Genomic DNA, 12,085 nt, shown 5'->3' with positions numbered 1-12,085 from the left:
TTTTCATTCTAAGATAAGATTTAGCACGGTAGGTTACCTCAAACTTGAGGCTTTCCCCGTTTAACGGAGTTTTCGACTAGCATTTCTACTAGAAGGTGCTACATATTTAACACAAGTTCGACATCTTCACAGTTCCAATATCCTTCAGTGGATGCTGATTATTTGCATTTGATTTAAACATTAAGTATGGATAACCAGACTCAAGCTGAATCATTGCGATTTTAATAAGCATATCACGTGCACTAATATCTAGCGGCTTCTTCTTCACTTTCGGATTGCTCATTAATTCATCGTACATTTCATCAATATCAATATCATCTAAATGCTTGCCATATTCTTTAAACACCGTATAAGGCGCGAAAACATGGAAAGGTTCGTTTTTCTCAGCAAGCTCAAAGAACTTACTTGGAACAATAATTCCGATTGATAGAGACTGAATACGGCTCTTCTCGTCGGCATTTATTTTCTTTGTATCAAGGAATTCGATAATATCCCAATGGAAGATGTTTAAGTATACTGCACCAGCACCTTTTCGTTGGCCAAGTTGATTCGCATATGAAAACGAATCTTCAAGCAATTTCATAACAGGTACTACACCACTTGCAGCGTTATCAATACCTTTAATTTGCTCACCACGTGCACGTAGCTTAGATAAGTTTAAAGCTACTCCCCCGCCAATTTTTGATAATTGCATTGCAGTATTAATGTTAAAGCCGATTGAATTTAAGCTATCGTCCATCTCTAACAAGAAACAAGACACCATTTCTCCTCTTCTGCTTCTTCCCGCATTTAAAAAGGTTGGTGTCGCTGGTTGGTAGTTTTGTTTTACAATCATGCTTGCGAATTGTTTCGCCTTCGCAACATCACCGCGTCCTAAGTATAATGACACAATTGCTACACGATCTTCATAGCTTTCTAAGTATTGTTTTTGATCATTCGTTTTTAACGCATAATCTTTGTAGAACTTAGATGCTGCCATATAAGATTGGAATTCGAAGTTTTCACCATAAGCGATGTTATATACTTCTTCTACTTCCTCCAAGCTATACTCGTCCAGAACGTTGTAATAGTAATCATGTTCTTTCATATACTCCATTCGCTCTGCCACGCTATTAAAAGGAACGGTATTCTCTCTAGCTTCTTCCATAAAGACTTCTAATGCCTCTTTATCTTTATGAAGCTGATAAAAACCGTCCTGCATTTGCGTGATTTCATTATTCAGTTCAATGTGTCGCAATCTCCCGCACCCTTTCCTTAAAATATTCTACATCGTTATTTGTTCCTGATAACTCAAATTTTGATACAATAGGCACTTCATATTTAGCAGAAATTTTGTCAGCACTTGCACCGAACATGTCTCCCCAGTTACGATTGCCGCTTGCAGATACGCCTTTTAATTTGTCATTATTGCGCTCTAAAAATTCTAAAACACGTTCTGGTACATTGCCAAAACCTGTTGTATACGTAATAAGAATAAAGTCTTCATCTATTACTAGATCTTCACCAATTTGAACGGCCGGCATATTTAATTTGTGAATGAAACGCTTCACGTTTCCTGTCATAGAATCATATGCAACTAACATTTCCGACCCTCCCTCTCCAATCTATACTCTTTGTATGTCGTTTCTTGATTTCTCTATATATTGTATTACGTTTCAAAACAAGACACAAGATATATGTATAAATTCTTTCTTTTTTTAACTTTTACTTTTCGACAAGACCGCCGATTTTTTTCAATACAATGACTATGAAACAACATTCTAAAACTCATGTCAATAAAGTGCTTTTCAAAAAAGTTGTCAACGAATTTAACCTCATTTTAAAAAAAGTTAACAATATATTTTGTCATAAAACGGCAAATGCTGGAGGAATATATTTCTCCAGCATCACGCAAAAAAGAACAGACATGAAACGATAATCTGTTCTAACAAACGATTACATTTATCAATTTTACTTTATTAAATATTATACATATACTTTCGTTGCTCGTTACATAATAAAAGATAACTATTATAGAAAAAGATTATTATTATGGCGTTTCAATTTATGTATGAAAAGTTTATTCAGAGTGCTCAATACGCAAAATATCTTTTACAAATATGTGATGCGGATTCTCATCTTTATCAAGCATTGTACATACAGGAGCTTCTTCATCAAAGTATACGATCATTCCTTCTACGTACTCATATGTCTGTTGAACTTGTACAGTTACTTTAATTTCTGCCGCTTGCTCATACGCCCTTTTTATTTTCTGAAGCATTTTTGTTGAACATTTTCGTTTCTCTGGATACATAACCATTCCCATACATCTATTTCCGGCTCTATCTTTCCACATATAATCCCAATGCGGTAAAATGCCTTGTTTAAAATCGCCCATAATTCTCCTCCCCTTTATCTTCTATTTATGAACGTGGCGTTTTTGAATATGTATAAATTACCTGTCCGCCGCGTTGTGCGTTCCCAATAATATGTTTAAAATCTTCTCGACTTACTACAACTTTCCTAAACGTATAAAATACATCTTTCGTTACAACATACTCCTTTATCTCACCATTTTTCAGCTGATCCAAAATTGTATTTGCTAATTGTTCATCCATGTATTTCACCTCTATGCAATATTTTATTTTATCGTATCTTTTATCGGTCAACAACTGTAAATTTTTCCTGTTGCTATGCCTTCATTTCATTTTCATTATTTTACAAGCAGTATTGCTTTATTATATGTCCACTAAATATCATATACTAACATAGCTACTTCTCTATATCAAACATTTTGGCATTCAATCATACAAAGTTCCATACCACTATGTTACAATATATAAATAGAACTAGGAGGGATACTATGATTCGGAAAGCAACAAAGACAGATGCAAAGGCAATATCTCCTTTATTGTATAATGCTCTGCATGAAATTGCTGAAAAAATCACTGGTAGCACAGTTGAAGCAAATGTATTACTAGGACTTGAAAAATGGTTCGTAAAAGAAAATAATCGGTTGAGCTATGAAAACTGTTTAGTGGCGGAACAAGATGGAAAGGTAGTTGGGGTTATTGTCGCTTATCACGGTAGTGACGTTGAACAACTTGATGCACCAATCATACGCCACTTAAGAGAACTACATGAAGATGAATCCATTACGTTAGAAAAAGAAGCTGAACTTGATGAGTATTATATTGACACGTTGTCAGTTTCAAATATGTACGGCGGACGTGGCATTGGCTCTAAGTTAATCGATGCAGCTGAACTTCATGCAGCTGAAACAGGTTATGAAAAAATCGCCTTACTTGTTAATTTAGAAAACAAGCGTGCTTTTTCACTGTATGAAAAACTAGGTTACAACAAAGATAAAACCGTAATGCTCGTTGGCGAACCTTATGCTCATCTAATAAAACCATTACGTACATTGGTTTCTATATCTTAAAAAAAAGCACACGATTTTATATAAAATCGTGTGCTTTTAAGTTAATTTTGTATTTAATACACTTCCACTCATCGCCTCATGGAACGTATACTTTGTATATCCCCACGGCTTCCGATGAAAAATAGGAGGTCCAGACCATCCCATCGCCCTCAGTTCCGCACCAATCATGGCATTAAAATAGCTATGTCCTACTATCGCGATTTTCCCGTGCACCATTGCATAATGATGTAACATGTTAGCAGCTTCTTTTGCCCTTCCCCTTGCTTCCTTATACGACTCAACATCTTTATGATACCCAACCATCCATAAAGCACGTCCAATAAAAAACCAAGTCCCCGGCTTACATTTAAACCATTCTGGTGCAAAAAAACTCGACGGTACTTCTACTTCCCTAAAAAGAGAATTTTGCACAAAGGACAAAGAATTCATTAATTCCGCTGCTGACTGTACAGCACGTCTTTGATCACTCGATACAATTAAATTTGCCGATTCTACTGCCTCAATTGTTTCAATCGGTATGTTACATTCCCTACTCATACTATCTACATCATATCTCTTCAGCCATTCATGAAATGAAGTAATTGTCATCGGTTCTATAGTACTATTCAAGCGACCATGACGAATAAAAGATATCCACATTCTTTTCACTCTCCATTCATCACTTACGAACTATATTATGTACTATTTCTTACATTCATCATAACATGCTGAAAATAAAAGTTACATATTGTTACATATCTCCGCCACTACTATGAGTAACTGAAGCATCTATTCCATCAAAATATGTATTCGTTTCATGTTGACGAATTTTCTTCAACTGTGTATAAGAAAATAAATATAAGAACAAAGCTATAAAGATCCCCATAATTTCAAACATTATTTTACCGCTCCTATTTCCCCATATTAAACAGACCAACATCCATTTTCATTATAAAGATATAAACACTTTTTCTCCAGCATCATATGAAATATGGATATTATCTTACAAAACATGAATATTTTTCGACTTTTTCCTTTGAAAACATTTACAAAACAGGAAACATAGTTCAAAATAAAGGAAAATAAAAAATCCCAAATTATTCTTTTTTGGAAAAACTGTAACAAGGAGAGTTGCTTATGCAGATCGCAGAAACTGGAGATATCATCGAATTTAAAGGTGGAATGCAAGGCCGTGTTCAAAAGGTAAATCAAAACTCTGTTATTGTTGATATAACAATTATGGAGAATTTTAGAGAACTAGATATGGAACCTCTTACAGTTGTAAGTCATAAAAACTATACTGTCATTAATCAAAATGCATAATATAATAGAAAGAAAAGTCCTGTATACTATACAGGACTTTTCTTTCTATTAACGATTATCAATCGTTTCCGGATATAGATCGTGGTTCATCATACGGTAATCTGCCATTTGTTCATACTTCGTTCCTGGTCGACCGTAGTTGCAATATGGATCAATTGAAATACCACCACGTGGTGTGAATTTGCCCCATACTTCAATGTAACGCGGATCCATTAATTTAATTAAATCATTCATAATTACATTCATACAATCTTCGTGGAAGTCACCGTGATTGCGGAAGCTAAATAAATATAACTTTAAAGATTTACTCTCTACCATTCTTTGTTCAGGAATGTAGCTAATATAAATTGTTGCAAAGTCTGGTTGTCCTGTTTTCGGACATAAGCTTGTAAATTCAGGACAATTGAATTTTACAAAGTAATCACGGTTTGGATGGTTATTATCAAATACCTCTAAAATTTCTGGGCTATATTCAAATAAATATTTTGTATTTTGATTTCCTAATAATGTTACATCTTTTAAATCTTCATCTAATCTTCCTGCCATTTTAAACATCCCTTCTCTTTATACGCCTCGTTTATTTCCCCATACTAACGCATGAAGCTGCGGCAATACTTTCGCATCATTCATTTTTTTACAATTAACAGCTTTTTCAATAAGCCACTCATACTTATCTAATAATTTTTTAATAAGCATTGCATCATCCACTGTTTTCGTATCATCGTTCCCTACTTGTAAGAAAAATGGTACAGATGGATAACGTTCGTGCATCTTAACTGCATATTCAAAGTCGCGATCATCGAATACTACTACTTTTAAGCTAATATCTTTTCCTGCTAGTTTCTGAATTACAGCATCTAACTTTTGATAATCTGTTTTCATTCCCGAACTTGGTGGTTTTGGCGAAATGGTTATCTCATCAATTTGAAGTAACCAATCTTGCCATTTACTCCCTTGTGTTTCTATCGCCGTTCGCATCCCATTCTCTTTTAATATAGAAAGAAGCGACTCAATATTTTTCAATAAAACAGGATTCCCACCCGAAATCGTAACATGAGAGAAATTTTCTCCTCCAATTTCAACAAGCTCATTCCAAATGTCTTCCGCTGGCATTTGTCTAATTTGATCTTTTGCCGATCCATCCCATGTAAAAGCAGAATCACACCAAGAACAGCTATAGTCACAGCCAGCAGTTCGAATAAACATAGTCTTTTGCCCGACAACCATGCCTTCTCCTTGAATAGTCGGACCGAATATTTCTAAGACAGGGATTTTACTCATCGAGCATCCACTCCCGTCTTACTTCCGCATAACTAGTTGGCGTCTCAAATAGACGAACAAATTCAACACGAGCTCCTTTATATTCGTTCACACGATTATCTTTCGTTAATGCTTCTGCCATCTTTTCATAAATCCAAACGACCATATTCTCAGCAGTCGTATTCATCGCTGGTAATGTTTCGTTTAAATAACGATGATCTAAATATATTTCAATTTCGTTTTTCCAAATTTCTTTTATATCTCCAAAGTCAATTGCAAGTCCTATTTCATTTACATATCCACTAATCCCAAATACAACTTTATATGTGTGACCATGTAAGTTTTTACATTTCCCTTCATAACAGTGTAAATGGTGTGCTGCATCAAATGTAAATTCCTTGCTGACCATTACTCTTTTATTATGATATTTGAGTTGTTTACGTTGAATATCCTTGTCCATTTTTTGCAAATTTTCTACGATGCGAAATCCAAAGAAATTATCCATTAGTTGTTCGCTCCTTCGCGTTCTTGTAAGTACGTATCTAATCCTGCTTTACGAAGTTGACATGCTGGACATTCACCGCAACCATCACCAATGATTCCGTTATAACATGTTAATGTTTTTTCTCTAACAAACTCGAATGCGCCAAGTTCATCAGATAATTTCCACGTGTCTGCTTTATCAATCCACATAAGTGGTGTATGAATGACAAATGGATAATCCATAGATAAATTTAATGTAACGTTTAACGATTTCACAAACACGTCACGGCAATCTGGGTAACCACTAAAATCAGTTTCACATACACCCGTTACAATATGACGTGCCTCAACTTGTTTTGCTAATACAGCAGCAAATGATAAGAATAGTAAATTTCGTCCATCTACAAATGTCGATGGCAATTCACCTTCTTCATGTGTAATCTCCATATCCGTTCTCGTTAACGCATTTGGAGCAAGTTGATTTAATAGACTCATATCTAGTACCGTATGTTTAATTCCTAGCTCTTTCGCAATTTCCACTGCACAATCAATTTCTAATTTATGACGTTGATTGTAATTAAACGTTACAGCTTCTACTTCTGCAAACTGCTCTATTGCCCAAAATAAACATGTTGTACTATCTTGTCCACCACTAAAAACAACAACTGCTTTTTCTTTTTTCATTTCACTCATTCTCCTTCTCTACTACGAATAAGAAGAAAGAACGTTCTTGAACTGTCACAATAAAAAAACAAAACAATACCTAAGGATATTGTTGTTTCCATAGTTTTTTATAGAGGGAGTTCGCGAACCTCTCCCATGCGATGCATGGAATTTCTTCTTTCATTGACAAAACATATTGTAACATATTGTATACTACCAGAAAAAATTTCTGATTTTTCCGCTATTTTATATTCCATTTCTTTCATTTTATAGTATGATTAGTTTACTATTCGGAGAGAGGAGGCATCCCACTGAAACACTTTATTATTTACCTCTTTTTAAATATTTTATCTATTCTCGTTACAATGCTTATTTATCACTTATTTTGGAATCAAAAAGGGAAACGGTCTCCTAAATTAAATTCAGCTATATTTATTGTGCTGTGTTGCCTCGCTACAATACTATGTATCACTTTTGCAGCAAAAACAAATAATGGTTTTCAATTTGATATGCGTCATATCGTATTAATTGTCGGTACATTGACAGGAGGACCTATTGCTGGTGGTTCTATTTTAGCTGTATTAAACATATATCGCTTCTTATTAGGAGGAATAGGTGTTTTCCCATCCCTTATCGCTTCTATTGTTCTATTTATTGTTCTACTATTAACGTACAAATTTTTCAATCGAACTTCTAATCGTATAAAAATAGCACTTGCTATTATTTACAGTCTCACATATGGATTTAGCTGGATACCCTTCTTCCTTTCAGAAGTTACAAATAAGGTAGATTATATACCCCATATTATTGTGTATGAGTTATGTACGATGCTTGGTACGATCCTTATTTTATATTTACTACACATATTACAAACTCAGGTTCGTCTCCAAAATGAGCTTATGAACGCTGAGAAATTTCATTTAATTGGTGAAATGGCAGCTTCCATCTCGCACGAAATTCGCAATCCTTTAACTTCAACGAAAGGATTTTTACAACTATTGCAGTCTGATACATGTACCGAGCAAGAACGGAAATTATATATCGATATAGCCATTAATGGTATCGAGCAAGCAAATCATGTTCTCACAGACTATTTAACCTTTGCAAAACCGAGTATTGAAAAAGAACAAACACTACAACTCGAGGAAGAATTACTGCATGCACTATCTTTAATTACACCACTTGCCAATTTAACAAATGTCCGTACTCATTACATAAAGCAAAGTACTTCTTTCTTTATCGCTGGAGAGAAGCAAAAACTAAACCAATGCTTATTAAATATTTTAAAAAACTGCATTGAAGCTATGCCAAAAGGTGGCGATCTTTATTTCACATTAGTTCCTGATCATAAGCATATCCAGCTATATATAAAAGATACAGGAGTTGGCATGGATCAAGAGCAGGTGAAGCGCCTCGGTTCTCCTTTCTATTCAACGAAAGAAAAAGGGACTGGTCTTGGAATGATGGTTGTATTCAGTGTTGTTCAAGCTATGAATGGAAAAATTGATATTATAAGTGAAAAAGGAATCGGTACAACCTTCTTATTAACCTTTCCACTCATACAAAAAACGTGATGAAATAATCATCACGTTTTTTCTGTTCCTTCAACTAATTCAGCAAAAGCTTTCACTTTTCCATGTGGTTTTTGATTCTCTTTACGTGCTTTCCAAGCACGCTCTTCTTCTCTCTTTTTCTTGGACATACTTTTCAACTCCTTCTTTTCTTTCTCCATGTAGTATTCCAAAGTAAGAAAGAAAACTATGCATGTATCAAAAAAGAAGTGGTTTCCCACTTCTTCCACTTTATCGCTGCAAAATTGCGTATTTCGCCTCTTTTAACTGTGTAAGATGTCTTTGTTCATGTAAATCAAGAAATTGAACCCACTGATACAAATTCAAATCATTAAAAACAGGATGCTTTAATCCATTTTCAACTAATTCTTTTTCATCTATGATACTATGAAGCGCATGTAATAGTTCTTGTCGTGAATGTTCTAGCAATTGAATTCCTTGCTGTTTTTTCATTAAAGTTTCTGTTGGTTGCATTTGCTGAGGAGCTTCTCTTTTATGTGTGCGATCAAGCGTAAGTTGGAGGTCTTTAAATGGAGTCGCATTTCTTTCATTTTTGTGTAGAGCATATACAAGGGCAGATGTGACAGATTGTTCAACTAAATGTAAGTGATGTAAAATTTGAATAATACTCCATTTATCACGGCGTGGCTTTACATTCACTTCTGTATCATTTAACATTTCAATTTCTGATAATAGCGTGCTTCGGGTAGACTGCAATGAGTTCACCAAACTTTCTAAACTCACATCCATATTAGATTGAAGCATACTTCTTTCCCCCCTTTTTGTTGGTGAAAAGAGGTGCTCCTTATTAGAAACACCTCTTTAGTATTCTGAATTTTCTTTTATTATCTCATCATTTTCCCATTATGTCGATGTTAAACATGTGAAAAAAAGCGCATGTTTTTTACAATTTTGTGTCGTCAATTGCATGTAACCATGCTTCAATTTCTGTAATGACACTTTTCACACAACCTTCAGCAAATGGTGATGTTAAATTTGCCACTTCTACTAATTCTAAGAATGATTTACTTCCACCTTGTTGGCAAAGGTTCACATAATCTTCCCATGCCTCTTGTCTATTATCTCTTGCACGCTTCCAAAATTGCAGTGCACAAATTTGAGCTAACGTGTAGTCAATATAGTAGAACGGCGAGCTATAAATATGTCCCTGACGTTGCCAGAAGCCACCGCGCTCTAAATAATCATTATCTTCATAATCACGATGCGGTAAATATTTCTTCTCTATGTTACGCCATGCTGTCTTACGCTCTGCTGGTGATGCTTCTGGATTTTCATATACATAATGTTGGTATTCGTCGACAGATACACCATATGGTAAAAACAGAAGTGCTGAACTTAAGTGTGAGAAATAATATTTATCTGCATCTTCTTCAAAGAATAGTTTCATCCATGGCCATGTAAAGAATTCCATACTCATAGAATGAATCTCACACGCTTCATATGTTGGCCAATTATATTCTGGAATTTCAAATTTACGACTTTCATATACTTGGAAAGCATGACCAGCTTCATGTGTTAATACATCAATGTCACCAGATGTTCCATTGAAGTTTGAGAAAATAAATGGCGCTTTATAATTTTCGATATATGTACAATATCCGCCACCAGCTTTTCCTTTTTTCGCAACTAAGTCTAATAAATCATTATCTAACATGAAATTGAAAAATTCATCTGTTTCAGCTGATAACTCTTTATACATCGTTTTCCCATGATTAATAATCCAATCTGCATCTCCTTTTGGAGTTGGATTACCTGTAGCAAATTCAAAGTTTTCATCGTAATATGCTAGCTTTTCTACACCGATACGTGCTTTTTGTCTCTTTCTTAATTCCGTTGTAACTGGAACGATATAATCAAGTACTTGCTGACGATAATTCGCAACCATCTCCGCATTGTAATCTGTACGATACATTCTTGCATATCCTAGTTCAACAAAGTTTTTGAAACCTAAAGATTTCGCAATTTTCGTTCTTACTTTAACAAGCTCATCATAAATACGATCTAGTTCTTCCTCATTTCCAGCTAAAAATCCGTAGTATGCTTCACTTGCTGATTTACGTTCACTTCTTTCTTTTCCTTGCATAAATGGAATCAGTTGCGATAATGTTCTTTCTTCTCCTGCAAAGTCAATTTTTGCAGATGCTAACAACTGTGTATATTGTGAAGACAATTTATTCTCTAATTGTAAATCTTTCACGATTTCATCTGAATATGTTTTTAAATCACATTCTGCTAGAGCGAATAATTGCTTTCCGTAATAGGCTTCTAATTCTTCACGAAATGGAGAACTAATTAACGCCTTATAATATTTTGTTCCATATCCTTGTACAACTGGAGAGTATTCATCAAAGAAATCTTGCTCCTCCTTATAAAAAGCATCTGTCGTATCAACAGAATGACGAATGTAACAAAGATTCCCCATTGTACCAAAATCATTGCGAATTTCATTAATTGAATTGATAACTTGTTTTTGTTCTTCTACAGTTTTTGTATTATCAAATTTCTCTAAAGCAACAGTAAATTTCTCTTTTAATTCTTCAATATTTGGCCGTTTATATTCATAGTCTTTAAATGACATGAACGAGCCTCCTCTCCATTATGTATACCTTTACTATAATTCAATACTTCTTCCCAAATCCCCTCTTAGTTTTCAACAAAATTCGGCAGCTGCCATCTTACTTACTTATATGCAAAAAGCCTTGGATTTTTTATCCAAAGCTCCTTTGGAACATAGTATCACTTTTCATACTTTCCAATTTTTTTCAACAAATCAAGTAATTCATCCTTTTCATCCTTCGTTAACATTTCAAAAGACTGATGTATAACTTGCTCATGCCCCGGAAAAATAGAAGCAATAAAACTCTCCCCAGACTCCGTTAATTGCGCATAAATAACACGTCTGTCATTCGGACATGGGATTCTCTTTACTAATCCCTTTTTTTCCAGCTTATCTACAACATATGTAATGCTGCCACTAGCTATTAAAATGCGCTCACCAATTTGCTGAAGTGGTTGACCACCTTTATGATATAGCAGTTCTAATACAGCAAATTCAGTTGGATTTAACCCGTTACTTTGTATAGATTTATTTGTAGTATCCATAACAGAACGGTGTACACGAGATAATGCAATAAATACTTTTAAAGATTGAGAAATATCTTCTCGTTCATTATTTGATGTCATACAACTTTCAACCCTTCACTTAAATTCTCAGTAATAAAAAGAAAATACAGCTTAATACTTCATGTGAGTTCCGAATGAGCATTCACTCATCCATTTCCTCTCCCCTAATATATTACGAATGATTCTTGAATAAAAACATGACAATTTTAACATAGTTTATATATAATGATAATAAAAAAGA

At 34.4% G+C, this 12,085-nt stretch carries 16 protein-coding genes, 1 pseudogene and 1 riboswitch; of the genes and pseudogenes, 3 read left to right on the top strand and 14 right to left on the bottom strand.

The window, feature by feature from the left end; all coding sequences use genetic code 11:
- Positions 1-109: 109 nt before the first annotated feature.
- The 4 genes and pseudogenes from ACS2MN_RS08090 to ACS2MN_RS08075 all read right to left on the bottom strand — a co-directional run.
- Positions 110-1,237: pseudogene (locus ACS2MN_RS08090) on the bottom strand (ribonucleotide reductase N-terminal alpha domain-containing protein); the annotation flags it as partial.
- Positions 1,224-1,583, bottom strand: coding sequence for a class Ib ribonucleoside-diphosphate reductase assembly flavoprotein NrdI (gene nrdI, locus ACS2MN_RS08085; RefSeq protein ID WP_000959449.1), 360 nt, complete (start codon positions 1,581-1,583; stop codon positions 1,224-1,226). The pseudogene ACS2MN_RS08090 and the gene nrdI, both read right to left, overlap by 14 nt.
- A 476-nt stretch (positions 1,584-2,059) precedes the next feature.
- Positions 2,060-2,377 carry a hypothetical protein gene (locus ACS2MN_RS08080; protein ID WP_000502193.1) on the bottom strand — a complete coding sequence of 106 codons (318 nt, stop codon included), beginning with the start codon at positions 2,375-2,377 and terminating at the stop codon, positions 2,060-2,062.
- A gap of 25 nt (positions 2,378-2,402) precedes the next feature.
- The gene (locus ACS2MN_RS08075) at positions 2,403-2,597 is read right to left on the bottom strand and encodes a hypothetical protein (protein ID WP_000344286.1); all 195 of its coding nucleotides are present in this window, start codon (positions 2,595-2,597) and stop codon (positions 2,403-2,405) included.
- 245 nt (positions 2,598-2,842) lie between these two features.
- On the opposite strand from ACS2MN_RS08075, the gene ACS2MN_RS08070 reads away from it, so the two are divergent.
- Positions 2,843-3,421 carry a GNAT family N-acetyltransferase gene (locus tag ACS2MN_RS08070; protein WP_000619578.1) on the top strand — a complete coding sequence of 193 codons (579 nt, stop codon included), beginning with the start codon at positions 2,843-2,845 and terminating at the stop codon, positions 3,419-3,421.
- A 36-nt stretch (positions 3,422-3,457) separates the two neighbouring features.
- Here ACS2MN_RS08070 and ACS2MN_RS08065 read toward each other — a convergent pair whose 3' ends face one another.
- On the bottom strand, positions 3,458-4,060 hold the full coding sequence (locus ACS2MN_RS08065) for a histidine phosphatase family protein (protein ID WP_000264990.1): 603 nt from the start codon (positions 4,058-4,060) through the stop codon (positions 3,458-3,460).
- Positions 4,061-4,151: 91 nt separating this feature from the next.
- Positions 4,152-4,298 carry a hypothetical protein gene (locus ACS2MN_RS08060; RefSeq protein ID WP_000461687.1) on the bottom strand — a complete coding sequence of 49 codons (147 nt, stop codon included), beginning with the start codon at positions 4,296-4,298 and terminating at the stop codon, positions 4,152-4,154.
- 239 nt (positions 4,299-4,537) lie between these two features.
- Between ACS2MN_RS08060 and ACS2MN_RS08055 the strand changes: the two genes are divergently transcribed.
- On the top strand, positions 4,538-4,723 hold the full coding sequence (locus ACS2MN_RS08055) for a YkvS family protein (RefSeq protein WP_001165081.1): 186 nt from the start codon (positions 4,538-4,540) through the stop codon (positions 4,721-4,723).
- A gap of 48 nt (positions 4,724-4,771) precedes the next feature.
- Here the strand turns inward: ACS2MN_RS08055 and queF are convergent, their stop codons facing one another.
- From queF to queC, 4 genes are read right to left on the bottom strand one after another with little or no spacing between them, the layout of a single operon-like run.
- Positions 4,772-5,269 carry a preQ(1) synthase gene (queF, locus tag ACS2MN_RS08050; RefSeq protein ID WP_000918895.1) on the bottom strand — a complete coding sequence of 166 codons (498 nt, stop codon included), beginning with the start codon at positions 5,267-5,269 and terminating at the stop codon, positions 4,772-4,774.
- 18 nt (positions 5,270-5,287) lie between these two features.
- Positions 5,288-6,004, bottom strand: a complete 717-nt coding sequence (gene queE / locus ACS2MN_RS08045) for a 7-carboxy-7-deazaguanine synthase QueE (protein WP_000036310.1) — start codon at positions 6,002-6,004, stop codon at positions 5,288-5,290.
- A complete protein-coding gene (gene queD, locus ACS2MN_RS08040; RefSeq protein WP_000368413.1) occupies positions 5,997-6,488 on the bottom strand; it encodes a 6-carboxytetrahydropterin synthase QueD in 492 nt (163 codons plus the stop codon). The genes queE and queD overlap by 8 nt, the downstream gene beginning before the upstream one ends.
- Positions 6,488-7,150 carry a 7-cyano-7-deazaguanine synthase QueC gene (gene queC / locus ACS2MN_RS08035; RefSeq protein WP_000711602.1) on the bottom strand — a complete coding sequence of 221 codons (663 nt, stop codon included), beginning with the start codon at positions 7,148-7,150 and terminating at the stop codon, positions 6,488-6,490. The genes queD and queC overlap by 1 nt, the downstream gene beginning before the upstream one ends.
- Before the next feature lie 93 nt (positions 7,151-7,243).
- Positions 7,244-7,287, bottom strand: a riboswitch (PreQ1 riboswitch).
- 207 nt (positions 7,288-7,494) lie between these two features.
- On the opposite strand from queC, the gene kinB reads away from it, so the two are divergent.
- Positions 7,495-8,703: a sporulation sensor histidine kinase KinB gene (kinB, locus tag ACS2MN_RS08030; RefSeq protein WP_002038243.1), complete on the top strand. Its 1,209-nt coding sequence runs from the start codon at positions 7,495-7,497 to the stop codon at positions 8,701-8,703.
- An 11-nt stretch (positions 8,704-8,714) separates the two neighbouring features.
- Here the strand turns inward: kinB and ACS2MN_RS08025 are convergent, their stop codons facing one another.
- The 4 genes from ACS2MN_RS08025 to ACS2MN_RS08010 all read right to left on the bottom strand — a co-directional run bounded on the left by ACS2MN_RS08025 (position 8,715) and on the right by ACS2MN_RS08010 (position 11,904).
- Positions 8,715-8,831 carry a DUF6254 family protein gene (locus ACS2MN_RS08025; protein WP_000038354.1) on the bottom strand — a complete coding sequence of 39 codons (117 nt, stop codon included), beginning with the start codon at positions 8,829-8,831 and terminating at the stop codon, positions 8,715-8,717.
- A 100-nt stretch (positions 8,832-8,931) separates the two neighbouring features.
- Positions 8,932-9,465, bottom strand: a complete 534-nt coding sequence (locus ACS2MN_RS08020) for a DinB family protein (RefSeq protein WP_000941967.1) — start codon at positions 9,463-9,465, stop codon at positions 8,932-8,934.
- 139 nt (positions 9,466-9,604) lie between these two features.
- Positions 9,605-11,299, bottom strand: coding sequence for a M3 family oligoendopeptidase (locus ACS2MN_RS08015; RefSeq protein ID WP_000008590.1), 1,695 nt, complete (start codon positions 11,297-11,299; stop codon positions 9,605-9,607).
- A gap of 158 nt (positions 11,300-11,457) precedes the next feature.
- Entirely contained in the window at positions 11,458-11,904 is a 447-nt protein-coding gene (locus ACS2MN_RS08010) for a MarR family winged helix-turn-helix transcriptional regulator (RefSeq protein WP_000203343.1), read from the bottom strand.
- Positions 11,905-12,085: the final 181 nt, after the last annotated feature.

This window comes from Bacillus cereus group sp. BceL062 (genome assembly GCF_051780025.1).
GTDB classification, from domain to species: Bacteria; Bacillota; Bacilli; order Bacillales; family Bacillaceae_G; genus Bacillus_A; species Bacillus_A toyonensis.
This window is presented reverse-complemented; position numbering and strand designations above follow the sequence as displayed.

What these genes read in the sequence shown, in the direction of transcription:
- ACS2MN_RS08020 (WP_000941967.1), bottom strand. Translation starts at nt 9,465, where the DNA reads ATGCTTCAATCTAATATGGATGTGAGTTTAGAAAGTTTGGTGAACTCA.
- ACS2MN_RS08010 (WP_000203343.1), bottom strand. Translation starts at nt 11,904, where the DNA reads ATGACATCAAATAATGAACGAGAAGATATTTCTCAATCTTTAAAAGTA.
- queF (WP_000918895.1), bottom strand. Translation starts at nt 5,269, where the DNA reads ATGGCAGGAAGATTAGATGAAGATTTAAAAGATGTAACATTATTAGGA.
- nrdI (WP_000959449.1), bottom strand. Translation starts at nt 1,583, where the DNA reads ATGTTAGTTGCATATGATTCTATGACAGGAAACGTGAAGCGTTTCATT.
- ACS2MN_RS08075 (WP_000344286.1), bottom strand. Translation starts at nt 2,597, where the DNA reads ATGGATGAACAATTAGCAAATACAATTTTGGATCAGCTGAAAAATGGT.
- ACS2MN_RS08070 (WP_000619578.1), top strand. Translation starts at nt 2,843, where the DNA reads ATGATTCGGAAAGCAACAAAGACAGATGCAAAGGCAATATCTCCTTTA.
- queC (WP_000711602.1), bottom strand. Translation starts at nt 7,150, where the DNA reads ATGAAAAAAGAAAAAGCAGTTGTTGTTTTTAGTGGTGGACAAGATAGT.
- ACS2MN_RS08015 (WP_000008590.1), bottom strand. Translation starts at nt 11,299, where the DNA reads ATGTCATTTAAAGACTATGAATATAAACGGCCAAATATTGAAGAATTA.
- ACS2MN_RS08080 (WP_000502193.1), bottom strand. Translation starts at nt 2,377, where the DNA reads ATGGGCGATTTTAAACAAGGCATTTTACCGCATTGGGATTATATGTGG.
- ACS2MN_RS08065 (WP_000264990.1), bottom strand. Translation starts at nt 4,060, where the DNA reads ATGTGGATATCTTTTATTCGTCATGGTCGCTTGAATAGTACTATAGAA.
- ACS2MN_RS08060 (WP_000461687.1), bottom strand. Translation starts at nt 4,298, where the DNA reads ATGTTTGAAATTATGGGGATCTTTATAGCTTTGTTCTTATATTTATTT.
- ACS2MN_RS08025 (WP_000038354.1), bottom strand. Translation starts at nt 8,831, where the DNA reads ATGTCCAAGAAAAAGAGAGAAGAAGAGCGTGCTTGGAAAGCACGTAAA.
- queD (WP_000368413.1), bottom strand. Translation starts at nt 6,488, where the DNA reads ATGGATAATTTCTTTGGATTTCGCATCGTAGAAAATTTGCAAAAAATG.
- kinB (WP_002038243.1), top strand. Translation starts at nt 7,495, where the DNA reads ATGCTTATTTATCACTTATTTTGGAATCAAAAAGGGAAACGGTCTCCT.
- queE (WP_000036310.1), bottom strand. Translation starts at nt 6,004, where the DNA reads ATGAGTAAAATCCCTGTCTTAGAAATATTCGGTCCGACTATTCAAGGA.
- ACS2MN_RS08055 (WP_001165081.1), top strand. Translation starts at nt 4,538, where the DNA reads ATGCAGATCGCAGAAACTGGAGATATCATCGAATTTAAAGGTGGAATG.